The sequence below is a fragment of the Bradyrhizobium sp. ORS 86 genome, from assembly GCF_045571475.1.
Classification (GTDB): Bacteria; Pseudomonadota; Alphaproteobacteria; order Rhizobiales; family Xanthobacteraceae; genus Bradyrhizobium.
Genome location: NZ_CP120699.1, coordinates 6,096,424 through 6,122,351, shown reverse-complemented (window position 1 = coordinate 6,122,351; position 25,928 = coordinate 6,096,424). Strand labels below are relative to the sequence as shown.

Annotated in this window: 22 protein-coding genes; 11 read left to right on the top strand and 11 right to left on the bottom strand. The window is 65.3% G+C overall.

All coding sequences use genetic code 11. From position 1 onward, the window contains the following. Positions 1 to 79: 79 nt before the first annotated feature. Entirely contained in the window at positions 80 to 337 is a 258-nt protein-coding gene (locus tag P6U25_RS28190; protein WP_407148026.1) for a hypothetical protein, read from the top strand. Positions 338 to 585: 248 nt separating this feature from the next. On the opposite strand, the gene P6U25_RS28185 is transcribed toward P6U25_RS28190, so the two are convergent. From P6U25_RS28185 to P6U25_RS28175, 3 genes are all read right to left on the bottom strand, one after another. After that, on the bottom strand, positions 586 to 1,794 hold the full coding sequence (locus P6U25_RS28185) for an ABC transporter substrate-binding protein (protein ID WP_407148025.1): 1,209 nt from the start codon (positions 1,792 to 1,794) through the stop codon (positions 586 to 588). Positions 1,795 to 1,925: 131 nt separating this feature from the next. Then, complete coding sequence (locus P6U25_RS28180; protein WP_407148024.1) at positions 1,926 to 3,494, bottom strand: DUF4403 family protein; 1,569 nt, start codon at positions 3,492 to 3,494, stop codon at positions 1,926 to 1,928. Between the two features lie 216 nt (positions 3,495 to 3,710). After that, positions 3,711 to 4,400, bottom strand: coding sequence for a L,D-transpeptidase (locus tag P6U25_RS28175; protein ID WP_407148022.1), 690 nt, complete (start codon positions 4,398 to 4,400; stop codon positions 3,711 to 3,713). Positions 4,401 to 4,645: 245 nt separating this feature from the next. On the opposite strand from P6U25_RS28175, the gene P6U25_RS28170 reads away from it, so the two are divergent. After that, positions 4,646 to 5,875, top strand: a complete 1,230-nt coding sequence (locus tag P6U25_RS28170; RefSeq protein ID WP_407148021.1) for an acyltransferase family protein — start codon at positions 4,646 to 4,648, stop codon at positions 5,873 to 5,875. A 30-nt stretch (positions 5,876 to 5,905) separates the two neighbouring features. On the opposite strand, the gene P6U25_RS28165 is transcribed toward P6U25_RS28170, so the two are convergent. After that, complete coding sequence (locus P6U25_RS28165; RefSeq protein WP_407148020.1) at positions 5,906 to 7,285, bottom strand: TAXI family TRAP transporter solute-binding subunit; 1,380 nt, start codon at positions 7,283 to 7,285, stop codon at positions 5,906 to 5,908. A 136-nt stretch (positions 7,286 to 7,421) separates the two neighbouring features. Here P6U25_RS28165 and P6U25_RS28160 point away from each other — a divergent pair, with 136 nt between their 5' ends. The 3 genes from P6U25_RS28160 (at position 7,422) to P6U25_RS28150 (ending at position 9,996) form a co-directional block, all read left to right on the top strand. Then, the gene (locus P6U25_RS28160; protein WP_407148019.1) at positions 7,422 to 8,477 is read left to right on the top strand and encodes a glycosyltransferase family 4 protein; all 1,056 of its coding nucleotides are present in this window, start codon (positions 7,422 to 7,424) and stop codon (positions 8,475 to 8,477) included. A 33-nt stretch (positions 8,478 to 8,510) separates the two neighbouring features. Continuing rightward, on the top strand, positions 8,511 to 9,200 hold the full coding sequence (locus P6U25_RS28155) for a methyltransferase domain-containing protein (RefSeq protein WP_407148018.1): 690 nt from the start codon (positions 8,511 to 8,513) through the stop codon (positions 9,198 to 9,200). Between the two features lie 166 nt (positions 9,201 to 9,366). Further along, entirely contained in the window at positions 9,367 to 9,996 is a 630-nt protein-coding gene (locus tag P6U25_RS28150; protein ID WP_407148016.1) for a hypothetical protein, read from the top strand. 284 nt (positions 9,997 to 10,280) lie between these two features. Here P6U25_RS28150 and P6U25_RS28145 read toward each other — a convergent pair whose 3' ends face one another. Continuing rightward, a complete protein-coding gene (locus tag P6U25_RS28145) occupies positions 10,281 to 11,945 on the bottom strand; it encodes an aminotransferase class III-fold pyridoxal phosphate-dependent enzyme (protein ID WP_407148015.1) in 1,665 nt (554 codons plus the stop codon). A 34-nt stretch (positions 11,946 to 11,979) separates the two neighbouring features. Here P6U25_RS28145 and asd point away from each other — a divergent pair, with 34 nt between their 5' ends. After that, complete coding sequence (gene asd, locus P6U25_RS28140; RefSeq protein ID WP_407148013.1) at positions 11,980 to 12,849, top strand: archaetidylserine decarboxylase; 870 nt, start codon at positions 11,980 to 11,982, stop codon at positions 12,847 to 12,849. An 82-nt stretch (positions 12,850 to 12,931) separates the two neighbouring features. After that, positions 12,932 to 13,498: an NUDIX hydrolase gene (locus P6U25_RS28135; RefSeq protein WP_407148012.1), complete on the top strand. Its 567-nt coding sequence runs from the start codon at positions 12,932 to 12,934 to the stop codon at positions 13,496 to 13,498. Here P6U25_RS28135 and P6U25_RS28130 read toward each other — a convergent pair. The 4 genes from P6U25_RS28130 to P6U25_RS28115 all read right to left on the bottom strand — a co-directional run bounded on the left by P6U25_RS28130 (position 13,495) and on the right by P6U25_RS28115 (position 17,770). Further along, positions 13,495 to 15,015, bottom strand: coding sequence for a FecR domain-containing protein (locus tag P6U25_RS28130; RefSeq protein WP_407148011.1), 1,521 nt, complete (start codon positions 15,013 to 15,015; stop codon positions 13,495 to 13,497). The two genes, P6U25_RS28135 and P6U25_RS28130, sit on opposite strands and share 4 nt — an antisense overlap. 141 nt (positions 15,016 to 15,156) lie before the next feature. Continuing rightward, positions 15,157 to 15,771 carry an inner membrane-spanning protein YciB gene (locus P6U25_RS28125; RefSeq protein WP_407148010.1) on the bottom strand — a complete coding sequence of 205 codons (615 nt, stop codon included), beginning with the start codon at positions 15,769 to 15,771 and terminating at the stop codon, positions 15,157 to 15,159. Between the two features lie 41 nt (positions 15,772 to 15,812). Then, positions 15,813 to 16,571, bottom strand: coding sequence for a F0F1 ATP synthase subunit A (locus P6U25_RS28120; RefSeq protein WP_407148009.1), 759 nt, complete (start codon positions 16,569 to 16,571; stop codon positions 15,813 to 15,815). Positions 16,572 to 16,654: 83 nt separating this feature from the next. Then, complete coding sequence (locus tag P6U25_RS28115; RefSeq protein WP_407148008.1) at positions 16,655 to 17,770, bottom strand: helix-turn-helix domain-containing protein; 1,116 nt, start codon at positions 17,768 to 17,770, stop codon at positions 16,655 to 16,657. Between the two features lie 491 nt (positions 17,771 to 18,261). On the opposite strand from P6U25_RS28115, the gene P6U25_RS28110 reads away from it, so the two are divergent. The 4 genes from P6U25_RS28110 (at position 18,262) to P6U25_RS28095 (ending at position 23,900) form a co-directional block, all read left to right on the top strand. Next, on the top strand, positions 18,262 to 19,482 hold the full coding sequence (locus P6U25_RS28110; RefSeq protein WP_407148006.1) for an extensin family protein: 1,221 nt from the start codon (positions 18,262 to 18,264) through the stop codon (positions 19,480 to 19,482). Positions 19,483 to 19,589: 107 nt separating this feature from the next. After that, positions 19,590 to 19,973, top strand: a complete 384-nt coding sequence (locus tag P6U25_RS28105) for a response regulator (RefSeq protein WP_407148005.1) — start codon at positions 19,590 to 19,592, stop codon at positions 19,971 to 19,973. Positions 19,974 to 20,046: 73 nt separating this feature from the next. Beyond that, a complete protein-coding gene (locus tag P6U25_RS28100; RefSeq protein WP_407148004.1) occupies positions 20,047 to 20,751 on the top strand; it encodes an SDR family oxidoreductase in 705 nt (234 codons plus the stop codon). A gap of 476 nt (positions 20,752 to 21,227) precedes the next feature. Further along, positions 21,228 to 23,900: a flavin-containing monooxygenase gene (locus P6U25_RS28095; protein WP_407148002.1), complete on the top strand. Its 2,673-nt coding sequence runs from the start codon at positions 21,228 to 21,230 to the stop codon at positions 23,898 to 23,900. Between the two features lie 32 nt (positions 23,901 to 23,932). Here the strand turns inward: P6U25_RS28095 and P6U25_RS28090 are convergent, their stop codons facing one another. Together P6U25_RS28090 and P6U25_RS28085 are read right to left on the bottom strand one after the other, a co-directional pair. Further along, on the bottom strand, positions 23,933 to 24,772 hold the full coding sequence (locus P6U25_RS28090) for a GNAT family N-acetyltransferase (protein WP_407148001.1): 840 nt from the start codon (positions 24,770 to 24,772) through the stop codon (positions 23,933 to 23,935). A 376-nt stretch (positions 24,773 to 25,148) separates the two neighbouring features. After that, entirely contained in the window at positions 25,149 to 25,790 is a 642-nt protein-coding gene (locus P6U25_RS28085) for a TetR/AcrR family transcriptional regulator (RefSeq protein WP_407148000.1), read from the bottom strand. Positions 25,791 to 25,928 lie beyond the last annotated feature (138 nt).

The window sequence follows — 25,928 nt, the reverse complement described above, 5'->3', positions numbered from 1 at the left end:
GAACGGATCGATTGCGTGTGATGCGAAGCGCAGGGAGCGCGCGACCATGACCTCGAGAATGTCCCGCGTCGGCCGGACGATGTTCAAGACCGTCGCGCTGGCCACGATGCTGGCAGCCGTCACGGCAACGGCGGTGTCGGCTCAACCAGCGATTTCCGAACCGGCTGCATTTCAGGCACAGTATCCGTATCGCGACGTGCTCAACGACGGCGCTCCGACGCCCGCGGCGAAACTGGTCCTGGAGCCGCCGGAAGTTCTGCAGGCGCTTCAGGCACGGGAGAGCGGTATCGGCATCATCCATCTGCCGCGTCGTGGCTCGCATCATCGCGGCCGCTAAAGCGAGATGAGTTCAGGTTGAATCGACTCGCTGCGGCTTCTGTCCACCTCTCCCAAGGGAGAGGTGAAGCACCGCCGCCGCTCTAGGTCAGCCTAATCTCATCACGCGTTAGTCCTCGCCGCGCTTTGTTGCCTTTCAAACCGACCTCAGAGTGGAGAGGACGTGGATCGAGATCCACATCCTCGGAGCTCGGTCTCAAGGCCCAACCGCGCTCAAGCCGAATAGCAACGAACGTCCGAAGCTCGTTGCTACTTCACCAGCGGGCAGCCGCCCTTGTCGAGCGGGCGGAACGCCTCGTCGCCGGGCACCGTGGCGATCAGCTTATAGAGATCCCATTCGCCCTTGGATTCCTCGGGCTTCTTGACCTCGAACAGGTACATATCGTGCACCATGCGGCCGTCGATCCGGATCTTGCCGTTCTTGGCGAAGAAGTCGTTGATCGGCGTGGCGCGCATCTGCGCCATCACCTTCGGCGCCTCGTCAGTGCCGATGGCCTCGATCGCCTTCAGGTAATGCATGGTGGCCGAATAAAGCCCGGCCTGGATCATGGTCGGCATGTGACCGACCTTGTCGTAGAAGCGCTTCGAGAAGGCGCGGGTCTCGTCGTTCATGTCCCAATAGAAGGCGTCGGTGACGATCAGGCCCTGGGTCGCCTTGATGCCGAGCGAATGCGTGTCGGTGATTTCCTGCAGCAGCGCGATCATCTTCTGCCCGCCCTGGGTCAGGCCGAACTCGGAGGCCTGCTTCAGCGCGTTGGTGGTGTCGCCGCCGGCATTCGCCAGCGCCACGACCTTGGCCTTGGAGGCCTGCGCCTGCAGCAGGAAGGACGAGAAGTCCGACGAGTTCAGCGGATGGCGCACGTCACCGAGAACCTTGCCGCCGCTCTCCTTGACGACGTTGGCGGCGTCACGCTCCAGCGCCTGGCCGAACGCGTAGTCGGCGGTGACGAAGAACCAGGTATCTTCGCCGCGCTTGACCATCGCCTTGCCGGCGACGTTCGACAGCGCGTAGGTGTCGTAGGTCCAGTGCACCGTGTTGGGCGAGCAGGCCGGGCCGGTGATGTCGGAGGAGCCGCCGCCGGAGTTGATGTTGATCCTGTTCTTATCGCGCGTCAGCGCCGAGATCGGCAGCGCGACCGAGGAGGTCGGCACGTCGAGGATCGCATCGACCTTGTCGTTGTCGTACCAGTTGCGCGCGATATTGACGCCGACGTCCGGCTTGTTCTGGTGGTCGGCCGCGATCACCTCGACCGGCTTGCCCTTCACCTTGCCGCCGTAATCGGCCACCGCCATCTCGACTGCGGCGACCGAGCCCTTGCCGGTAGCGTCCGCGTAGAGGCTCGACATATCGGTCAGCACGCCGATCTTGACGACGTCGTCGGAGATCTGGGCGTTGGCTGCGGTGACGGAGGCAGCAAGTGCGAGGCTGGCCGCCGCTGCGGCCATGAGCGATTTCATCGTGTTTTTCTCCCTGACTTCTTGGTGAGACTGGTTTCGCGGGGCCCTTCTATCCGGTGCGGCAAGCTGCCGCAAAGACGACTTTTGATTTTTGAGCATGCCGGTATCGGATGGTGGTTCGCGTCCGCGGCCTACAGCGCCGGCAGCGCGCTCACGGCGGCGTTGATGGTGCCTTCGGTTTCGACCACCACCCGGAGCGTCTTCGAATCGAAATCGATGCCGGCCAGGCGGATGCTGGTGATGTCGGCGTCGACGCGAATACCTTCCTCGTTCTTCTGCAGGTCGGCGACGGCGGCGGCGATCTTCCGTTGCGCGTTGCTCGCGAACGGCTTGAGGTCGACGACCATCCGATCGGCGAGCGCCTGTTGCAGATGCGGGACCACCGCGCGCGCGGCCGCGCCGAGCAGGCCGAAGGCCGCCTCGGATTCAACCGCCAGCTCGACATCCGTCAGCCGCAACGTCTGTGCCTGTTCGTCGAGACGGGGCCGGCCCCAGATATACACGTTGGCCTCGGCGCCGAGGCCGAAGTAGCTCGTCTTTTCCTTGGCGTGCACCAACAGCGAGATCAGCAGGCGATCGCCGGAGGCAGCGACGCTCGCATGCTTGACGGTGACGTCGACCGGGCCGGAGCCGTCCTCCGGAAAGGTCTTGTTCTTGAGCTGCTCCTCGACAAGCTGGGTCAGCGTGGTGAACGACAGATCGACCGGCAGGTCGATCGAGACCTGGCTCGACATCGGTGGCACGATGGAGAGCTTTTCGGGGAAGGGACAATTCGGGGTGGTCTGGGTTTCCGTGATGCGGGTCTCGGCCCGGATCCCCATAGTGATGCTGATCGACGACGCATCGACCTTCGGCTGGGCCGCGATCACGCTGGTCGGCCGCAGCTCGAGCCACATCGGTGGCATCGACGAGGTCCCGCCGGTGCCCTGCAGCGGGATCGAGCGGCAGGCCTTGGCCCACTGGGCGCGGGCATTGTTCTCGAAGGTCGGATCGTTGTGCAGCTTCGCTTCCACCGCGGCGATCTGATCGGCGACAGTCTTGTCGATCACCGGCTTGACCTGGGCCGGCACGCTGACGCGGACACCCGCCGCCGACAGGCTGGAGTCGTCGAGATTGACCTGCGCCTGCAGGTTGGGCTCGATCCGCCAGGATGCGCCGAGCTTCGGGCGCGAGGTGAGGGTGACGTTGCCCTTGATGTCGGCGTTGGCGTTGATCTGCTTGATGTTCACCGCGCCGATCTGCTTGGCGACATTGGCGCCGAGCAGGCTGCCGAGCGCGTTGCCGACCGCGCCGCTTGCCTTGGCCGACAAGGAGCCGGTGACCTTGAGCGCTCCATCGATCGGGGTCGCCAGCGTCAGCACGTCCTGGGCGCCGGTGACCGCGATCGGTCCGCGCGAGGCGGTCCAGCCGATATCGGCGTTCTCCAGGATTTGGGTGGCGGGATTGTTGACCTTGCCGGCAAACGTCTTCGGGGCGCCGCGCTCGGCGGCGTCGCGGATCGCCGACAGCGCGACGGTAACCTTGGCCGCGACCGTCGACGAGCGTGACGCCGGTGGCAGCGGTGGCAATTGCGCAAGCGGCGGCTTCGGCACCGTGGCTCGGGGCGCGAGCCAGTCCATCGCCTTGAGGCTGACCACGAACGAGACCGCCAGCACCGCGATCCCGAGCAATATTGTCCTTGGATGCATCGGCAGACGCATCATCCCCCCGGATGAAATGAAAGTGACGCCGGTTGTACAGGCCTGCCGAGCAGGGCGCCAGTGTGGCCGGATCAAGCTCTCTCGGGGGCGGAACGCGTCGCCTGCCATCAATGCGGCGAACAGGTTAACTGGCGGCGGCGAAGCGGTTAACGGCCCCCAACATGACAACGGCCCCGGCGCGACGCCGGGGCCGTTACGATGTCCATGCTATCCGGTTCAGCGCACGGCTGTTCCGAGATCGGCGCGGCGGTCGGTCATCGGCAGCACGATCACCTTGGTGCCGACGCTGACCCGCGAATAGAGGTCGATGACATCAGCGTTGGTGAGGCGCAGACAGCCGGAGGAGACGTGGGTGCCGATGGTCTCCGGCGCGTTGGTTCCATGGATCCGGTAGACGGTGCCGCCGAGATACATCGCGCGGGCGCCGAGCGGGTTGCCGGGGCCGCCGGCCATGTGGCGCGGCAGGTAAGGTTGGCGGGCGATCATTTCCGGCGGCGGGGTCCAGTCCGGCCACTCCGCCTTCTTGGTGATGGTCTGGGTGCCCGACCAGGTGAAGCCGTCGCGGCCGACGCCGATGCCATAGCGGATCGCGCGGCCGCCGCCGAGCACATAGTAAAGGTAGGTGTGCGGGGTATCGATGATGATGGTGCCGGCCGCTTCCCGGGTCGGATAGTCGACGATCTGGCGGCGCAACCGTGGCGGCAGCTCGGCGGTCCGGCCTTCATCCTGCACCTGCGGTTCCGACTGCACCGGCGGCGGCACGGCCTGGGTCGGCGGCAGCAGGATGAACGGGAAGAGCGGCAGCGGAGCGGCTGCTGCGGGAGCGGAGAAGGCAACGGTGCCAATCGCCAGCGCACCAAGCGCGGCGGCAGCGAGACGCGAGTTCAGCTTCATCGAATTGAACATTGTCGACCCCTGTTGTTTGCGCCTTGCGCGCCATTGCGGCGCGTCGTTGGTGCAAATCAGTACAGGTGAGGCGTTTCAGGACGTTTGCACGAAATCGCCAAAATGGTTTCGTCGCGTTAGGCAATGTTTCGCGCGTGTTTCGTCGCGCGGCTAAACCAAGGTTACCGGGAGGTGTACCAGCTCAGGACAAATGTCCTTGGCACGGCCCTTGCTGTCCCAACGCGTGGTTTGAGGACGGAGACGAAATGATGCAGGGCCTCTCGATCGGCAGCATGCTGGATCAGCAAAAAGGCTTCGGTCCCGGATTCGATTTCCTGCGTATCACGCTGGCGATCTCGGTGGTCGCGGCCCATACGCCCTATGTCGCCACGGGCGGCAGCGCGCCCGAGCAGATGTGGATCGTCTGGTTTCCGCAATACGCCATTCTCGTGATGTTCTTCGCGTTGAGCGGATTTCTGATCGCAGCGAGCGGCCTGCGGCTCAGCCTGAAGGAGTTTCTGGTCAACCGCGGAATGCGGATCGTTCCCGCGCTCGCGGTCGAGATCGTGCTGTCGGCGTTGATCCTCGGACCGATCTTCACCGCGCTGCCGCTGTCGGACTATTTTGGCAGCGCCGGCACCTACAAATACTTCACCAACATCGTCGGCCTCGTGAACTACGTCCTGCCGGGCGTGTTCGCCGGCAATCCCGCGCCGGAGGTCAACAGCTCGCTCTGGACCGTGCCGTTCGAATATGGCTGCTACGCGCTGATGACGGTGTTCATCGTGTTCGGACTGTTGCGCAAGCCGTCGGCCATCGTCCTCGGTGCTGTCGTGCTGGTGGGGATCGGCCTTGCGCTCCAGGTCACCGGGCATACGGCGCAGCCCTCGGAGCTGCCTGCCGGCGTCGCCGGCTCGCTGCACGACAAGATCTTCAGCACGGCGCCCTTCCTCGGACGTGGCGCGAAACTGCCGGTCGCCTTCATTCTTGGCATCGCGATCTATCTCTATCGCAACCGTATTCCCCATGACGGCCGCATTCTGGCCGCCTGCTGCGCGCTCTGCGCGGTGGTTGCGCTGCTCGGGTCGGCAGACTGGATGACCCAGCCCGTGCTCAATGCCCTGGTTTGTCCGGCGCTGGTCTACATCACAGCGTTTCTTGGCGTGTCGAAACTGCCGCGCCTGCCGCTGTTCTCCAAGGGCGATTATTCCTACGGGATCTATCTGTATGGATTTCCGATGCAGCAGGTGGTGAAGGTGTGGCTGCCGCACGCGCCATTGATCATTCAGTTCGCCGTCGCGCTGCTGCTGATCACGATGTTCGCGGCGTTCTCATGGCACTGGATCGAGAAGCCGATCCTGAAGCTGCGCAGCCGCTTCTCCTTCGTCGCGCGCAAGCGGCTCGAGCCGGACGATGCGGTCGAGCCGCTCCAGGGCATGGCGCCGCTTGGCATTGCCGCGAGCGGCATCGCGGCCAAGCGATCTGCGGCATCCTGACGGCGGCGCAAGCTTCTCGATGCGATCTGACTACGCCCGCAGCCGCGGCACGCCCGGCTTGTCGCCGCCGATCGCGGCGCGGCGGTCGGCGACGGCGTGGTGGAATTGTTCGAGCGTCAGCCCGATCACCGACAGGTCGCCTTCCTCGATCGCACCGTCGTCGTAACAGTCGAGCGCTTCGCGCAGCAGGGCATCGGCAGTGGCCTGCATCGTCGCGAGTTCTTCCGCGGTCTCGGCGCCGCGGACCTTCGCGATCAGCTCGAGCAGGTTGTCGCGATGAATGATGTATTCCTCGCGCTCATCGCGCCTGACGTAGTGGCGCAGCCAGGCGCCGGCCGACCCGATGCCGGACAGCAGCAAAATCGCGCCCCAGATGTAGTCCGAATACTTCTCGAGGAAGGTACGCTCGGTGCCGTCGATGTAGGCGGCGGCGCCGAGATGCGCCGGCAGCGCGGCATCCTTGTCGGTGTCGGGCTTCTCGATCTTGGCCGCGGCCGGCGCGTCGCGGGCGACCTGGAAGCGCAGCGTGAAGAGCTGGCGCACCAGCGCGCCGACGGTGGCCTCATGTAACGCATGCTGCGCGACGATCAGGTGATTGACCGCAACCGTCTCGACCTTGTCCGCGGGCCGCGCCGGTGATGACGAGAAGATGCTGCCTGCGATCTCCTCGGACTCGTAGAGCGGATGCTTCTGTGCGATTGCCTCCGAGACGTCGATCGGCAGGAAAATCGGTTCGCCGCGCGCGGTTGCGGTTGCACCGATGGCATCGGCCGTCACCTTGCTGTCGAGCGGGCCCACGGCCATGTAGGCGTCGAGCGAAGCGTCGTGCGCGAGCTCGGAAATCCGGGGGATCGGATACTGGCTGATCGCGACCTTGTCCGGGTTGACTCCGGATTCGGTCAGGATCACGCGCAGCAGTGTGACGTTGGCCTGCGTGCTGCCGATCACGCCGACCTTGTGGCCTGCGAGTTCATCGATGCTCTTGATCTTCGCCGACCGCTTGCCGCCCTTCGTGCCTGACGGTGCCCACAGCACCACGACGTTCTTGCGCAGGATCGCAACCGACTCCGCGGCCGTCGGCAGGTTGAGGTCGCCGCGCGCGACCGCGAGGTCGACCTTGTTCGCGCCGAACTGGGCGATGCTGTCGGAACCGCCCTGGGTCGCGACCAGCTTCAGCCGCACCGCGCTGCCGTCTTGTGCGAAGGTCTGCGCGAAGGCCTGGATCAGTTTGACGTCGTCGCTGCCGGGCGGCCCGACCGCGATCCGCAACGTTACCGGACGCAAACCGTAATAGAGCGCGCCGGCCGCAAGCGCGAATACGAAGATGCCGGCCGCGAGGATCAGCAGCGACGAGTTTCTTCGCCTGACCCTGCGGCGCGCCGCACCGAGACTTCCACTCTGCTCTGACATCTTACTGTCACGTTACACGAAACCGGCGCTATGCGGTTGAAAAAGAACCTTACATTTCGATGACGTCATACGTTTGAAACATCAATGTCAGAACGTCGTGCGAGCAGAATCAAGTTAACGATCTGGATCTCCTGCTATGCGCATACTCGTGGCGACCGATGCCTGGCATCCGCAAGTCAACGGCGTCGTCCGGACGCTGACCTCGCTGGCGCGCAGCGCCGCCGGGCTCGGCGCCGAGATCACCTTCCTGACCCCCGACGGGTTTCGGTCGATCGGCGTCCCGACCTATCCCGGTCTGCGCGTGGCGCTGCCAAACCGGCGCGAGATCGCGCGCCGGATCGAGGAGGCCGCGCCCGAGGCGATCCACATCGCGACCGAAGGGCCGATCGGCTGGGCCGTGCGCGGCTATTGCCGGCGCAACAAGCTTGCCTTCACGACATCATACACCACGCGCTTCCCGGAATATGTGTCGGTGCGAACCGGAATCCCCGACAGCGTCGGTTACGCGGTGTTGCGCCACTTCCACGCCGCGGCCTCGATGACAATGGTCGCAACCGACTCGTTGCGGCAGGAACTCACCGAGCGCGGCTTCCGCAAGCTCGGCTTCTGGACCCGCGGCGTCGACACCAAGCTGTTCAATCCGGACCAGCCGGCCAGGCTCGAGCTGCCGCGGCCGATCTTCATGACCATGGGCCGCGTCGCGGTGGAGAAGAATCTCGACGCCTTCCTGTCGCTCGACCTGCCCGGCACCAAGGTCGTGGTGGGCGATGGGCCGCAGAAGGCGGCGCTGGAACAGAAATATCCGAATGCGGTTTTCCTCGGCGAGAAGAAGGGCCAGGACCTGACCTCGCATCTCGCCGCTGCCGATGTGTTCGTGTTTCCGAGCCTCACCGACACGTTCGGCGTCGTGCAGCTCGAGGCGCTGGCCTGTGGCACGCCGGTGGCGGCGTTCCCGGTCACCGGCCCGAAGGATGTCATCGCCGATCATCCGATCGGAGCGATCGATAACGATTTGCGCGCTGCCTGCCTGCGGGCGTTGACCATGTCGCGCGAGACCTGTCGCAACTTCGCGCTGGAGCGCTCCTGGGACAACAGTGCGCGTCAGTTCATCGGCAATCTGGCGACGTTGCAGCCGAGCCGCGCGCCGCGGCCCGCCCGCCGCGTCGCCGGCCGGACCGCGGTTCCGAACTAACAGCTCAATCGAACGAGAGACGAGAGACTATCCATGGCTGATATCATCAAGCTGGACGCCAACCGCACCCTGGACTTCGACCGCGAGACGGTCGAGCAGGCCTATGACCGCTGGGCGCCGATCTACGACCTCGTGTTCGGCGGCGTGTTCAGCAAGGGCCGGCAGGCCGCGATCCAGGCCACCAACAAGATCGGTGGCCGCGTGCTCGAGGTCGGCGTCGGCACCGGCATCTCGCTGCCGCTCTATGGTCAGAATGTGCGCATCTTCGGCACCGACATCTCGGAAGCGATGCTGGACAAGGCCAGAAAGCGCGTCGCCGAATATGGCCTGAAGAATGTCGAGGGGCTGGCCGTGATGGACGCCGAGAAGCTCGAATTCCCGGACAACTCGTTTGACGTGGTGATGGCGCAATACGTGCTGTCGGCGGTGCCGAATCCGGAAGCCGCACTCGACGAGTTCGCGCGCGTGGTGCGCCCGGGCGGCGAATTGATCATCCTGACCCGTGTCAGCGCCGATGCCGGCATGCGCCGCTTCATCGAGCAGACGCTGCAGCCGGTGGTGCGTCCGCTCGGCTTCCGCACCGCCGAGTTCGCCTGGTCGCGCTACACCAAGTGGCTGTCTGGCGCCCGCGGCATCGAGCTCGCCGAGCGCCGTCTGATCCCGCCGCTCGGTCACTTCTCGCTGGTCCGCTTCCGCAAGGCCGAGGTGGCCAAGGCCGCCTAAGGCTTTCTGATCTGTCGAGGCGTCCAGCTCGCGGCGGCGCCTCCCGACGAGGCCACAGCCGTTGCGTCAAGGCGTCGCTCCGCATTGTCATATGTCATTATGATGATGTCACACGCGCTACATCGAATCTCAGTAAGCCATGTCCCGAAAGATGTTGGGGGAACCAATGATCAAGAATTTCCTGCAAGAGCTGCGTACCCAGCGCTGGGATGACCACCGCTACTATCATCACAGCCGGATTAACCAGAGCCTGCACTTCGTCAGCGCGCTGAGCTTCCTGTTCGCCTATGTAATGCTGTTCTTCGATCCGGTCGTGTCGGCGCTGGTCGGCTGGCTGGTGTCGATGACCTCGCGCCAGGCCGGTCATTTCTTCTTCGAGCCGAAGGGTTACGACCACGTCAACCAGGCGACCCACGAGCACAAGGAAGACATCAAGGTCGGCTACAATTTGCAGCGCAAGGTGGTCCTGATGGCGATCTGGGCGGCTTCGCCGATGGTGCTGTACGTCGATCCGACGCTGTTCGGCCTGTTCAAGCCGTGGGTGACGATGACCGACTTCGCGCGTCAGGTCGCCAAGATCTGGCTGGTGGTCGGCATCGGCGGCCTCTTGTTCCGCACCATCCACCTGTTCTTCATCCGCGACGTCGAGACCGGCCTTGTCTGGATGACCAAGATCATTACCGACCCCTTCAACGATCTGAAGCTCTATCACAAGGCGCCGCTGTTCCTGATGAAGGGCGAGCTGATCGATCCGGGTCTGCATCTGGTCGGCGAGCTCGAAGAGAAGCACGCCTGATCGTTGGTGCAAGAATCTCCCCGATCTGCGTCATGCCCGGGTTCCGTCCCGGGCATCTACGTCTTAGGGCTCTTGTGAAGCGATCAAGCCGAATTGCTAGCCACGACCGCACTGCGGTGCCTCTCCCGCTTGCGGGGAAGGGCTGGGGCGGGGGTGTCGCCGCGAGTCGAAATCTTCGTGCGGAGAGAGCCCCCTCCCGGATCGCATCTGGCGATGCGATCCGGCCTGCCCCGCCAGCGGGAGAGGCGAAGGAAGGCTGGAGATCTGTCAGAATCGCTAAGGCCTCAGCGCCCGAACCTCGCGGCAGCCATCTCCTTCAGGATCTGCCGCTTGATGGTCTTGTTGGTGAGGCCGGCCTTGTGCCACCACCAGCCGTCGCGCTGCATCTTCTCGGCGGCGGCGACGAAGCGGTCGGCGACCTCGGCGAAGTCGGCATCGCTATAGTTCAACGTGAAGATCAGCCGGCCGGTGCCGACCCAGCTCAGCGCCAGCCCCTCGGCGCGCAGATAGTATTGCAGCATCCAGTTATAGCGAGACGGCTCGGTGTAATAGACCGTCCAGATCGACGAGATGTTGCCGACGCGAGCCGGCAAGCCTTGCGCTTTGAGCCGATCGTTCAGCGCCTCGGCCCGGCCGTTCCAGGTCTCCTCGAGCCCGTTATAGATCGAGCGGAAGTTCGGGCTGGCGAGCCGGCTCAGGAACTCGTCCATCGCCGTCATCACATAGGGATGCGAGTTGAAGGTGCCGCGGGCAAAGCAGATGTCGGCCGGACGGTCGTCGCGAAAGCGCCGCATCAGGTCCTTGCGGCCGCAGACCACGCCGATCGGAAGTCCGCCGGCAAGGCTCTTGCCGTAAGTCACCATGTCGGCCCTGACGCCGAAATACTCCTGGGCGCCGCCGGCGGCGAGACGGAAGCCGACGAACACCTCGTCGAAGATCAACACGATGCCACGCTCGGTGCAGACCTCGCGGAGCTGCTTCAGCCACGCGGTGTAGGCGGCGCGGTCGTACCGGGAGGAGCGCGAGGAGTCGACCAGCGCGGAATCGCCGGGCGCGTTGGAATTCGGATGCAGCGCCTGCAGCGGATTGACCAGCACGCAGGCGATGTCCTTGCGGGTTCGCAGCACGTGCAGCGTCTTCTCCGACATCTCGGCGAGCGTGAAGGTCTCGTGCGGGGACACCGGGTTGCCGACGCCGGGCTGCACGTCGCCCCACCAGCCGTGATAGCTGCCGGCGAAGCGAACGAGGTGCGTCCGCCGGGTGTGATAGCGCGCGAGCCGCACCGCCTGCATCACGGCTTCGGTGCCGGACATGTGGAACGAGACCTCGTCGAGCCCGGAGATCTCGCACAAGCGCTTGACGTTGTCGGCAATAACAGGGTGGTAGGGGCCGAGCACTGGTCCCAGCACGTGGGCACGCTTCTCGCCTTCCGCGATGCATTCCTTGTAGAAATCGTTGCCGAAGATGTTGACGCCGTAGGAGCCGGTCAGGTCGTAGAGCACATTGCCGTCGAGGTCGGTGACGGTGACGCCGGACGACTGCTGCATGAACGCCGAGGTGCTCAGGTGCTCGCGCACCAGGCGGCTGTACTGGAACGGCACGCGGTAGGCTTCGGTGAATTGCAGGTCGGAGATGCGGTCCGACACCTCGGCGGTGAGCGCGCGGCCCTTGGGGTAGCGGTCCTGGTAGAGGCCGGCGAGGCGGAAGAAGCCGTCCTGGCGCTGCGTCGCCACCTCGGACGGCGCGCCGTCAGAGCGGAAGAACCCGTCGATGTCGAATTCGTATTTGGGGACCATGCGCGCGACCAGCTTGGACATCTTGGAATGTCCGGTCAGCGAGCGGTGCTTGGCGCGCGACAGCGCGATGCGGGCTTGAATTTTGGGGAACGCTGCGGCGGCGCCGGCAAGCGCGGCGGCGGACAGCGAGAGAATCGGAAGGGATGTTTCCATGCGAGAAGCGCTAGCGTCAGCACCTAACAGATTCATGACAGTGAAGGGGTTGATCTCGGCATTCACCCAGCAGGAGGACCTCAATTTCCTGCTCACAAACCGGATTCCGCGGGCCGCGCTGACCCGCTTCATGGGCTGGTTCTCCAAGATCGAGAACCCGCTGGTGCGCGACGCCTCGATCGCCTGCTGGAAGCTGTTCTCCGACCTCGACCTGTCGGAGGCGAAAAAGACCGAGTTCAGGAGCCTGCACGACTGCTTCACCCGCGAGCTCAAGCCGGGCCTGCGTCCGGTCGCCGCCGATCCCGCCATCATCGCGAGCCCTTCCGATGCCATCATCGGCGCGCATGGGCGGATCGAGGACACCGAGCTGTTCCAGGTCAAGGGCGCGCCTTATTCGCTGCTCGATCTGCTCGGCGATCCCGCGCTGGTCGAGCAGCACGAGAACGGCCGCTTCGTCACGTTGCGGCTGACGTCGAGCATGTATCACCGCTTCCATGCGCCCTATGACCTCACCGTCGACAAGGTCACGTTCATCCATGGCGACGTCTGGAACGTCAATCCGATCGCGCTGAAGCGGATCGAGCGGTTGTTCTGCAAGAACGAGCGCGCGGTGCTGCGCGCGCGGCTCTCGACCGGCGAGGCGCTGACGCTGGTTCCGGTCGCCGCCATTCTGGTGGCAAGCCTGCGCCTGCACTTCCTCGACCTCACGCTGAATGCGCAGACGAAGGGCCCGGTCGATTTCCCCTGCGACGCGCATGTGAAGAAGGGCGACGAGCTCGGCTGGTTCGAGCACGGCTCGACCATCATCGTGCTTGCGCCGGACAATTTCGAGTTCTGCGACAACGTTGCGGAAGGAACACGGATCAAATGCGGCGAGCCGCTGCTGCGGAAGCCTGTGACGTGATCTCGCTTTTTCCATCGCGCGTCTCTATGATGGATGCGATCGTCGTACGACGATCGTAAATCGCAAACACCTTAGGCACGAGATGGCGCGGGCGCCTGTTCTGGCGGCGGGGGGCATTGTGTTGCGGCGGGAGGCGCCGCCGCGCTTTGCCGTCGTGCGCCTGCGCAAGCGCAATGAATGGGTGTTGCCGAAGGGCAAGCTCGATGACGGCGAGACGCCGCGCGTTGCTGCCGAGCGCGAGGTGCTGGAGGAAACCGGCCACGCCGTCGAGGTGCACGAATTCCTCGGCACGCTGGTCTATGAGTCGGGAGGCCGCTCCAAGGTCGTGCATTACTGGCGCATGGAGGCCTGCGGCAAGCCGGTGCGCGCGCTGATGAGCGATGTCAGGGAGGTGGACTGGCTACCGCTCGAGCAGGCGCTCGCGCGTTTGTCGCGCGGCTATGAGCGTGCGTTCCTGGAAAATGTCGGGCCGATTGCGTTACAGGCTGCGATGCGAAGCGAACCCGATGCGCCGGCCGTGGCGACACCAGACGCGACGCCGGATGCTCGCGAGGCAATCGAGATCGCGCCGTCCGCTGGCGAGCCTGCGACCGCCCTGCGCAAGAACCTGATCCAGCGCGTGCGTGACTGGCTGCACCGCGCCGCTTAGTTCTGTCGCCTCGGTCTCGGCGGCGGCTTGGTGGCCCTCGGCGCCGGCGGTCGCCGTTGCTGGAAGCCGGGACGGGGCTGTATCGGCCGTTGCATGCCGGGCAGGCGGGCGCCCGGTGCGGCCTGCTGCGTGCCCGGTTGTCGGGGCTGGCCCTGCATCGGTGGGACAGGCTGCACCGCGCCTTGCCGTGGAATGCCCGGCTGCCTCGGCTCGCGCACGCCGCCCGGCGGCTGCTGTGTGCGACCCGGTTGCGGACCGCCCTGACCTCCGGGCGCCTGCTGTCCGCCGGGCTGGCGCACGCCGCCCTCGCGGCTCGGCTGCTGTCCCGCGGGTTGCTGTCCGGCCGGGGTCTGCACGCCCGGCGCGCGTGGCAGTGCCGCGCCGCCGGGTTGGCCGGGCAGGCTGTGCTGCGCGGCGCCCTGCTGCTGTTGCGTGCCCGGCTGCTGCGAGCCCTGCCGGCCGGGCGCTCCCGGTTGCTGCGGCTGGCCGGGGCGGTTCGGCTGACCGGGCTGACGATTCTGCTGACCCGGCTGCTGCGGCGCATTGCGGTTCTGGCCCGGCAATCCGTTCTGTCGCTGCGGGGACGGCTGCACCGGCTGGCCACGGTTCGGATAGGGCGCGGTCGGATTGGTGCGACGGAAGTCTGGATTGGCGCGGCGGAAGTCGCGCTGCTCGGTGACAACCTGGCGGCCGAGGGTCTGCGCGGTGTGGACCTGGCGCACGAAGCCCTGGTCGCGCGCCATCTGCTGCGGCGAGATCGTCAACGGCACTGCTGCGAAGCGCGCGCCGCCGGTGCCCGGCCGGATGGCAAATCCGCTCGCGCCGCGCGTCAGCACGCCGAGCGAGGCGCCGCTGCGGTCGCTGACCTCGATCCGTCCGACATGCCCGTCGGCGTCGGGATAGAGCTTGATGCCGACATTGTTGCCGGTCGCATTGGCGCCTTCCGGCACCTCCACGAGGCCCGTTGTGCCGCGAATGCCGAGCGTCGCCGTCGGCGTCGAGATCCTCATGTTGCCGGTCCTGGCGACCGCCGCCGCGACGAACGCCGCCGTTCCCTTGGCAACGTTGAACAGCGCGTTGTTCTGCTGGCCGCCGTCCTCGTAGACGTAGTTGTCGATCGTGATCTTGGCGTTGGCGCGCAGATTGAAGGTGGTGCCGTCGGTGAAGGTGATGCCAAGCGACGAGGTCGCCGATGTCGCGACCTCGTCATTGGCGAAGATGTCGTCGCGGATCTGCAGCGGCGTCGTGGTGTTGTTGCGCTTGACGGTGGCGGTGCCGGTCATAGTTGCGACGTTGCCGATCGGCTCGGGCGCCGCGGCCTGTGGTGTGGCGGCAGGCGTTGGCGTTGCTGGTGCGGGCGTTGCCGGAGCTGCACCAGGAGTGGCGGCAGGGGCGGGCGCCGGTGCGGGTTGCGCTTGCGCGAGTTGCACCAGCTCCGGTGCGGCGACGGCGCGCCCATGCCAGCCCAGCATCAGGCCAGCGCCCAGCAGGAGCGCGAAACAGACTCTGCGCCGCATCACCATCGATTCCCGGGAAGCACTTGGACGGACCGGCAATTGAGCCGCGTCCGGCTGAATGCCGAATGAACGGCGGCGCCTTGTTGTCGTGGCGGCGATCAGGCGCCGCATCCGCGATTCGTTCGCACGGATCGCGCGCCGTCAGGGCGATGCTGTCGCGGCCGTCCCGTCGAGGCCGAGCAGGGCGTCACGCTCGGCGGCCGGCAGGGCGCGGATGCGACGCCTGGTGATGATGCGCAGGGCGGCATATCCGCCAAGGAAAACCACGACCTTGCTGACGATGCCGTAGATCGGCATCACCATCGCCCATGTCGCCACGCTGCAGATGAGCGCGACGAACGCGTTCACGGCAGCGGAGACGAACATCAGGCCGGCCCAGGCGAGGCCAACCTTCGCGGCCACGTCGGGCACGACGGTTTTTGCGATCTCAGGCAGATAGCGGTTCAGCCAGCCGGGCTTGAGCATCACGATGCCGACGATGGCGTAGATCACGCTCGGCTTGAACAGCACGAAGCGCGGATCACCGCTGAGCAGCGTCGCGGTGCCGGCGGCGACCACCAGGAACAGGCTCAACCACTCCATGGTGTCGATCGGCTTGCGACGCACGAGCTGGATCCCGATCTGCATGACGCCGAACGCGATGCCGAGGCCGACCGAAAGCGCGGTGTTGTGCGTCAGCAGAAAGATGATGAGAAAGACCACGGTCGACGCGAGATCGAGCAGCAGCAGCTTGGCCGCAGTGAGAAAATGCTTCATTGTTTTTGGACCTGTGCTTACGATCGAACGATTTCAATCCGTCAATGGCCCGGATGGATAGCATCTCTGAGATAGATGCAGGCGAGCATCGCGAAGACATAGGCTTGCAGGAATGCGACGAGCAGTTCGAGGGCGGTGAGCGCGACAGTGAGCGCTAACGGGAGCACACCGCCGATCCACCCGAGGGCGCCGAGCGAGACGCCGAGCATCGCGACAAAGCCGGCGAACACCTTCAACGCGATGTGACCGGCGATCATGTTGGCGAACAGGCGGAGACTGTGTGAGACCGGCTTCACAAAGAAGAACGAAAGGACTTCAATCAATACGACCACCGGCAAGATATAGACCGGAATACCCGACGGCACGAATATCATGAAGAATTTCAGGCCGTTCCTGTACAGGCCATAGATCAACACCGTGGACCAAACCAAAAGCGCGAGTGCTGCCGTGACGATGACGTGGCTTGAAATCGTGAACGTATAGGGGACGATGCCGACGAGGTTCGAAACGCAGATGAACAAGAACAGCGAAAAGACCAACGGGAAAAACGTCATGCCCTCCGCGCCCGCATTGTCGCGGATCATGCGAGCGACGAACTCGTAGGAGAGTTCGGCGACCGACTGCAATCGCCCGGGGACCAGCCGTTGCCCTGCCACGCCCCCGATCATCAGGGCCGCGATCAGCGCCACCGTCAGGAACATGTAGAGCGACGAGTTGGTAAAGGCGATGACGTGATTGCCGATGTGACCGATCGTGAAGAGCGGTTCGATCTTGAATTGGTGGATCGGGTCGATAGCCATTTGACGTCTCGGGCGGCGCGGCCGGGATACATTGCCCAAACCCGGCGGCCGCTGGCCTATCGATTTCTGAAATCGAGGAGCGATTACTCAGTTCGAACAGCGATTTCCGCTTCGCCGGCAGCGTTCTGCCCGGCAATCGCGCGTCGGCGGAATTCGGTCGGAGTCAGTCCGGTGTCGGCCTTGAAGGCGCGGTTGAACGGCGCGAGCGACTGGAAGCCGGCATCCAGCGCGATCGTCAGCACCGGTACGTCCGCCTGGCCGGGATCGGCCAGCGCCGCCTTGGCTTCGTTGAGGCGGTAGCGATTGAGGAAGGCGTTGAAGTTGCGGTGGCCTAGCCCGTCATTGATGAGGGTTCGCAGCCGGTATTCCGGCATCCCGAGCCTTGCTGCCAACAGGCCGATGGTCAGGCCCTCCTGCCGGTAACTCCGCTCCACCGTCATCAGGTGTTCGAGGCGGTTGAGCGAGGCGCGCTCCAATGCGGACGGGCCGGCGCGCACGAGCGGCTCGGGTGTCCGGCGAGATTCGCCACCCGCAACAGCCGCGCCGGCAACGGCCGGCTCCGCGTCAGGAGGATCGAACAGCATCATCCAGATCGATAGCAGCGCGGACGCGCCAAGGCCGCACGCGACGGCCAGGCTGATCGACCGGGTCGGAATTCCGGCAAGCCCCGCGCCGGCGCTGAGCGATATCTGAGTGCTGATGCCGATCAGCAGCGCGACCAGCAGCCGGCCGCGCACCGTCGTGAAGGCCTTCGGCCAACCCCTCGCGGTCTGGGCGAGCGCCAGCAGCGCGAAGGCGATCGATGCTGCCGCCAGCAGGCGTCCGCAATTTGCTGCAACGGCGGGCCACAGGGTCCAGCCGTTATAGGTCACGACGCCGAGCCCGGCCATCAGCACCCAGATCGCCGCATGCCAGGCGCGCAACGCAAAACGCTCGTCGAAAATCATCCGCGCCCACAGCCAGAGGATGACGGGAGAGCTCATGCCGAGTGCGACGAAGGGCGAACTCCAGCCGAATGACCAGGTCGGAAAGAATGGCGCGGTCGAGATCGCGTAGGCCGCACCGGCCACGCCCATGGCGGCACCGAGGCTCGCGGCGCGATGCACCGTCGTGTAGCGGAGCAAGAGCACCGCGCAGACCACCAGGAACAGCCCGACCACCGCACCGCGAAGGCCTAGATCAAGAGCCGTCAACGCCATTGCAGCCGCCCTTTCGCGAATTCGATCAAATCGATCGCAGGGCGACTATAGCGTCACGGTTGATCCGGATGAAACCGTTCGGGCTGGATCGCTGACGCGAAGCGCCGGCAGCGACGGCCACCAGGCGAAAACATCCAGGGTCGGGAAATCTCGGGCCGGGGGTTCAGAACACGCCAAGGACGATGGCGCAGACGAACGCCAGCGCGACGTAGGCGGCGATCATGCTCAGCGTGCTCAGCAGAGGACTCGCGGAGTCCATCGGGACGCTCCCCTCGGTTCACAACGGCCCGCACTAACGCCAAAGCCGGCGATCGGTTCCTTGCCATGAAAGTCAGCTCTCCTGTCCATCCCGGCAAGGTGCTGATCTTCGGGAAGGAAGGGGAGTTCTGTTGCGCGGCCGAACGAGTGCCGGCGGGTTCCAATGCATGGTTAAGAACACATGAAATCAACGCGTTGAAGAGTCTTTAAATAAATTCGTCGAACCTGCGCGCATGACGCGTGGAGTTCGTTTGTATCTCGTCGGCTCCCTTGTCCTCGTTTCGCTGGCTGGTTGTGGGCGCGGTCTGTTTCAGACTGCCGAGCGCGAGCCGTGGCGGGCCGAGGCGGAGGCCGCATGTCTGAAGTCCGGCGCGGTCAAGGAAAGTCCCGATCTCGTCCGCATCGATCCGATCTCCGGTCCGGGCGTCTGCGGCGCCGAGTTTCCGCTCAAGGTCGCCGCGCTCGGGGAGGGCAGCTCCGCCTACGGATTTGCCGACGACGATCTGCGGCCGCCGGCGCCGATCGGCAACCAGCCGCGCTGGCCGATCAATCAGCCGCCGCCGAGCCCGCCGCGCGCGCAGGCCCCTTATTCCGACCGGGCCGTGGGCCAGCCGAACTATGGTGCTCAGCCGAACGGTCCGATCTCGCTGACTGCGCCCGGCGTCGCGCCGCAACAGGACGAGATCAATCTGCCGCCCGATGGGACGCCCGAAGCGAGAGCCGACAAGCCTTATTATCCGGGCCTGCCGGCCAATCCGCAGCGCGACAGCGCGGCCGCACCTTACTCGCCGGCGCCGTATGGCCAGCAGCCCGGCGCAGGAGCGTTGCCTCGGCTCGGTCCCTCGCGTGGCAATCCGGTCGCGGCGGTTGGACCGGTCACGGTGAAGCCTGCGGCGACGCTTGCATGCCCGATTGTCTCGGTGCTCGAGCGCTGGCTCAACGAGTCCGTGCAGCCCGCGGCGCAGCGCTGGTTTGGCGCGCGCGTGGTCGAGATCAAGCAGATTTCTGCCTATTCTTGCCGCGGCATGAACGGCAATCCGCATGCCCATATTTCCGAGCATGCCTTTGGCAACGCTCTCGATATTGCCGCCTTCACGCTCGCCGACGGCCGCCGCATCACGGTCAAGGACGGCTGGAGGGGGCTGCCGGAGGAGCAGGGCTTCCTGCGCGACGTGCAGGCCGCCGCCTGCCAGCAGTTCACCACCGTGCTGGCGCCGGGCTCCAATGTGTATCACTATGACCACATCCATGTGGACCTGATGCGTCGCGCCAGCCGTCGCGTCATCTGCGAGCCGGCTGCCCGGTCGGGCGAAGAGGTTGCTGCACGCGCCGGCGGCCGTAGCCCCTATGCAGCGCGCGATCCTTATGTCACAGGATCGATCGCGGGCAGAAAGCCCGCAGCCTTCCGGAGCAGGTCCGGGAGCAACGAAGAAGACGACCTCGTCGACGAGTAGCGCATCAGGCGCTCATGTTTTTGCCCGTTGCCGTGCAAACGGTAGCCATCTTTCTACTGCATATCCTCGCCGAGTCGGGCACGCCCGGCTGATTCTGGGGGACACCTTTGCAAGACGCGCCGATTATTCTGGTCATTGAAGACGATCGCGATCTGCAGTCGCTGGTCGAGGATGCGCTGAGGGATGGCGGCTACGAGCCGGCGATCGCGGGCTCCGGCGAGGAGGCGCTGACGCTCCTCAAAGCCTTCCGCACCAAATACAGCGCGCTCGTCACCGACATCCGGCTGCTCGGCCGGCTCGACGGCTGGCGCGTGGCGCGCGGCGCGCGCGAGATCGATCCCTCCTTTCCAGTGATCTACATCACGGGCGGCTCAGGCGACGAGTGGCCGACGAGGGGCGTCCCAGACAGCATCCTGCTGCAGAAGCCGTTCTCACCGGATCAACTGGTCGAGGCGCTTGCAAAGCTGCTCAAGACGGCGCCACAGGCCTGATCGCGGCAATGCCGATGGCGCGCCACGTTGATGTGATAAGGGCTGCGTCAGCTTATCATCACGGAGATCCATCATGGCAGCAGGGAAAGTCGCGCTCGTCACCGCGGGCGGCAGCGGCATGGGAGCGGCGGCCGCGCGGCGGCTGGCGGCCGATGGCTTCCGCGTCGCGATCCTGTCGTCGTCGGGCAAGGGCGAGGCGCTGGCGAACGAGCTTGGCGGGCTCGGATTCACCGGCTCGAACCGCTCGAACGACGATCTGAAGCGCGCCGTCGACGGCGTGATGTCGCGCTGGGGCCGCATCGACGCGCTGGTCAACAGCGCCGGCCACGGTCCGCGCGCGCCGGTGCTGGAATTGACCGACGAGCAATGGCACACCGGCCTCGACGTCTATCTGATGAACGTGATCCGTCCGACGCGGCTCGTCGCGCCGGTCATGCAGGCGCAGAAGTCGGGCGCGATCGTCAACATCTCCACTGCCTGGGCATTCGAGCCGAGTGCGATGTTTCCGACCTCGGCGGTGTTTCGCGCCGGGCTCGCCGCCTTCACCAAGCTGTTCACGGACAGTTATGCCGCCGACAATGTGCGCATGAACAACGTGCTGCCGGGCTGGATCGACAGCCTGCCGGCAACCGACGAGCGCCGCCAGAGCGTGCCGATGAAGCGCTACGGCAGAGCGGAAGAGATTGCGGCGACGATTTCCTTCCTTGTCTCCGAAGGCGCGGGCTACATCACCGGTCAGAACATCCGCGTCGACGGCGGATTGATGCGGTCGGTGTAGGGTACAACTGGCACACCCGTCATCCCCGCGCAATGGCTCGTCGTTGTCGGTGGAGGAGCGCGCTCCCTTGCGCGTGTCTCGAAGGATGCATCGCGGTTGCAGGCGGGCCGTCGCCCTTCGAGACGCGCTGCGCGCTCCTCTGTGTGACGGAACTGACAGCAGTGCTTCAAACGCAATCAAATAAAAGAAACGTGCTCGACTCTGTCACCGTCACCCTGAGGAGGCCGCAACGCGGCCGTCTCGAAGGGCGACGGCCCGACTCTTTCCGTGTGCCTTCGTCAAGGTCGCGCATTTGCGCCGTCGTCCTCGTAGCCTTGCTGCAGCCTGCCTGCTCACCACTTGCGTCTACACGCTGCGGGGCGCGTTCCAAACCGGACGCGCCACAACTGTGGTGACCTGCGATTGCATTTGTCGTGATGACAAACTGAAAGCGGGGGTCTAGCCTTCCGGCAAACATAACGCACGGGAGGAATGGCATGCCAGATGCAGCAGTCGCGGCACGTGCTTCGCAATCGAGCAGCAGCGCAACGTCGCAGCAAGTGGACGTCGCGGTCGTCGGTGCCGGCTTCGCCGGTCTTTATCTGTTGCATCGGCTGCGCAAGGCGGGCTTCTCGGTGGTTGCACTGGAAGAGGGCGGCGACGTCGGCGGCACCTGGTACTGGAACCGCTATCCTGGCGCGCGTTGCGACATCCAGACCATCGACTACAGCTACACCTTCGATCCCGATCTCGACACCGCGTGGACCTGGTCGGAGAAATACGCGACGCAGCCGGAAATCCTGCGCTATCTCGGCTTCGTTGCCGACCGCTACGATCTCCGCCGCGACATCCGCTTCGGCATCAAGGTCACGCAGGCGACATGGGATGACGCGAGCGAGCGCTGGCAGCTTGCGACCGACAACGGCGCGCCAGTCTCGTGCCGCTACTACATCATGGCGACCGGCTGCCTGTCGTCGCCGAAGCCTCCGGAGATCGACGGCGTCAAGGATTTCAAGGGCGAGATCTATTTCACCGGCCGCTGGCCGCATCAGGGCGTCGATCTCAAGGGCAAGCGCGTCGCCGTCATCGGTACGGGATCGTCGGGCATCCAGTCGATCCCGCTGATCGCAGAGCAGGCGGCGGAGCTCACGGTGTTTCAGCGCACGCCGAACTTTGCGCTGCCCGCGGGCAATGGTCCATCGCCCGAGGATCGCAAGAGCTATTTCGAGACTGATCGCGCCGCCTATCGCGAGCAGGCGCGCCTGTCGATGGCCGGCGTGCCCTATCCGCAGCAGACCGTGGTGAGCTGGCAATTGAGCGACGCCGAACGCCGCGAGCGCTTCGAGAAGGCGTGGGCGGCGGGCGACCTCGTCCACATCCTCACGCAGCTCTGGGCCGACCAGGGCGTCGATGTCGACGGCAATACGCTGGTCGCCGATCTGATCCGCGAGAAGATCCGCAATGTCGTCAAGGATCCGGAGACGGCCGCGGCGCTGACCCCGCACGACCATCCGTTCGGCGCCAAGCGTCCCTGCCTCGATACCAACTACTACGCGACCTACAACCGCCCGAACGTGACGCTGGTGAATTTGCGGCAGGAGCCGATCAAGGCGATCACGGCCGACGGCATCACCACCGACAAGCGCAGCTTCGATGTCGACGTCATCGTGTTCGCCACCGGCTTCGACGCGATGACCGGCGCGATCATGGCGGTGCATCCGATCTCGGGGCGCGGCGGCAAGTCGCTGTCCGCGGTCTGGGCGCACGGGCCGCAGACCTATCTCGGACTGACGGTCGCGGGCTTCCCCAATCTCTTCATGATCACCGGCCCCGGCAGCCCGTCGGTGCTGTCGAACATGGCGGTGTCGATCGAGCAGCATGTCGACTGGGTGGTCGATCGACTGGCGCAACTGCGCGATGCCGGCTTCACCACGATGGAGGCGACCGAGGCGGCGCAATCAGGCTGGCAGCGCCACATGGCCGACTGCGCGATGCTGACGCTGCATCGGCTTGCCAACACTTGGTACACGGGCGCCAACGTGCCCGGCAAGCCGCTGGGCGTGATGCCCTATACCGGCGGCGTCGGCCCCTACCGCAGCATCTGCAACGAGGTCGTCAGCCGCGGCATGCTCGGTTTCAAGCTCACCGGCCCAGGCGTTGCTGCGCAATGCAATGACGGCGAGGTGGTGCGGCTGCAGCCCGATGTCCGGCTGGTGCTGAACCTGCTCGGCGAGATGAACCTGCCGCCGATCGAGACGATGGGTGCGGCGGGTGCGCGCTTCTTCCTCAATGAGTTCAACAAGGGTCGTCCCGCCGGACGGCCGGTCGGCGAGGTCGGCACCGGCATGTTGCAGGGCGCCGAGGGGCCGCTGCCGTACAAGCTGTACCGTCCGGCGACGCCGGGGCCGCATTCGATCGTGGTCTATTTCCACGGCGGCGGCTGGGTGCTCGGCGACGAGCAATCGGACGATCCGTTCTGCCGCGACTTGTGCCGGCGCACCGGCATGGTCGTCGTCAGCGTCGGCTATCGCCACGCGCCCGAGCATCGCTTCCCGGCGGCGGCGGAGGACGGCTATGCCGCGACGCGCTGGATTGCCGCGCACACGGCCGAGCTCGGCGGCAGGGCCGGCCCGGTGCTGGTTGCCGGCTGGAGCGCCGGCGGCAACATCGCGGCCGTCACCTGCCAGCTCGCGCGCGATCGCGGCGGGCCGGAGATTGCGGGCCAACTGCTGATCTGCCCGGTCACCGACTCCACCTTCGACCGCCCGTCCTATGTCGAGAATGCGACCGGCTACTTCCTGACCCGCGGGTTGATGTACTGGTTCTGGGATTTGTACTGCTCTCCGGCCGATCGCACCGATCCGCGCGTCGCGCCGCTGCGCGGCAAGCTCGAAGGCCTGCCGCCGGCTTTCGTCGTGACCTGCGAGTTCGATCCGTTGCGCGACGAGGGCATCGCCTATGCCGAAGCGATGGCAAAGGCCGGCGTGCCGGTCGAGCAGCTCAAGGCGCACGGCCAATTCCACTCCTCGTTCACGATGGTCGACGTCATCATCACCGGCGTCAGCGGCCGCGTGAAGATGGCCCAGGCGCTGCGCCGCTTCGCCGGGCTGCCCGAGGAGATCGGACAGGACAACGTTGCGCCGCCCGCGGTCAACGCGGCGGCGGAGTAGGCCGGCAGTTTCGCGGCGTTTGGACTTGTGCGCTAGCCGAGCTCGAACGTCGTGACGCCGAACGCGCGATGCATCTGCAATGTCGGGATCGCGCCGGTGTACATCCGCGCGGTCTCGAACACGGGTGAAAGCCCGAGGCCTTGCGCCAATGCGACGGCGTCGCGGTTGACGGCGGGAACGTCGAGGAAGATGTCGCCGCGGCTATCGCTCGCCAGCAATGCCGACAGGACGGCTTCGGCGCTCGCGCGGTCATCGGCGACGAGCGGACCGATCTTGTGACCAGTCCGGCACGGACGGATCACGCCCCAGCCGGTGAGTTTGCCGTCGCGCAGCAGCGCGCGCCCGACATGCCCGGGCGTGTTGATCCAGGCGTGCAGGAAGGCCGGGCGCGGCGCCGGAAACACCGTGGCATCGTCGGCCTCGATCGTCGCGGCCGGCACATCGGTCAGCGCGATGATGTCGTTCGGCGCATGCGGTGCGGTCACCACACCGCCGTAGCGCACATTGGCGTAAGCGAGTTCAAAGCCGGACTTCCGGTAATTCGCCTGCTGCGCCACCACGCCATCGAGCCCGATCACGCGCCGACGCGCGTGCGCGATCGCCGCGTTCCAAATCTTCAGGCCGTAACCCCTGCCGCGCAAGTCGGGACGCACGATGTAGAAGCCGAGAAAAGCAAACTGCGCGCCGTAATTGACGCAGGAGATCACCGCGGCTGGGCGCCCGTCGAGCTCGCCGATGAAAAATCCCTCCGGGTCTTCGGCGGCAAAGCACGCGGCATCGGAAAGGCCGGGATTCCAACCCTCGGCCGCGGCCCAGTCCACCGCGAGCGCAATCTCGTCGGGCCGCATCTGTCTGATGGTGAGGTCGTTCATCGCGAATGATCACCTAGTGTCGGTCGACCCAGCGTAGCGCGCCAGGCTCGCCGCGTCATTCCGATCCGGATGCGTCTTGAAGCAAGAAGATACAAGGCTCGCTTCACGTCGCGAGAGCGCGCGGTCATATCTTTCAGCACTGTCATCGCCCGCGAAGGCGGGCGATCCAGTATTCCAGGGGCAGTCGTGATTGATACGAGAGGGCGCAGCGTACTGGATACCCGCATGCGCGGGGTATGACGGCGGAGTTAGGCGACGATGCTTGTGGTGCAACTGCGACAGTGAGGCACAATGCGACCAACTCCAGCATTCCCGCGCAACGGCTTCACTGTTGTCGGAGGGACTTGTGCGACCCGGCTTCCTGGAGAGCGATCCGTTACCCCGGCTTCCGCCGATACGCGGCAAAGAACACGCGCGTGGCGCTGTCGACCACGGTCGCGATCTGCTCGGGCGAGGGGGAGGGCTTGGCCTGGAAGATGAACGCCTGGAACAGCGTCGCCTGGCACATCTGCATGAACTGCCAGGCCGCGAGTTGATAATTGTCGATCGCAAGCTCGCCGAGCGCGGCGCGGGCCTCGAGATAGGCGGCGAAGCGGTCGACCGTGTGGGCGATCACATGGGTGTAGAACCGGCTGCCGAGCTCAGGCATCCGCTCGGCGATCGCCATCACCGTGCGGATCGCCGAGCCGCCGCCGGGCCGGCACAGCACCCCGACATAGGCGCGGCCGAATTCGGGGAGGGTGACGTCGACGCTGCGTGCGGGATCGAAATTGAAGACGGTCTTGCCCTGCTCGAGTTTCTCCTCCTCGACGATCGCCGCAAACAGCCCGGCCTTGTCGGGAAAATAGACGTAGAGCGTGCCCTTGGAGACTCCGGCGGCGCGGGCGATCTCACCCATGCTGGCGCCGTCAAACCCGAGATCCATGAAGACCTTGCGGGCGCCGTCCAGGATCTGGCGGCGCTTCGATGAGTCCTCCTCGCTGACGACATGGAGGGACTTTGGGGACGATGCAACCATTGGTTTGGCTTCTTCGGAGAGAACTCAACCCAAAAACGCAGGGCAGGATTCGAAGCATTATAATTTCACCTCTCGGAAGATAGATTGACCGAACCGTTCGGTCAATGGTACCTTTTGACGCGCGATGACCGGTGCGGG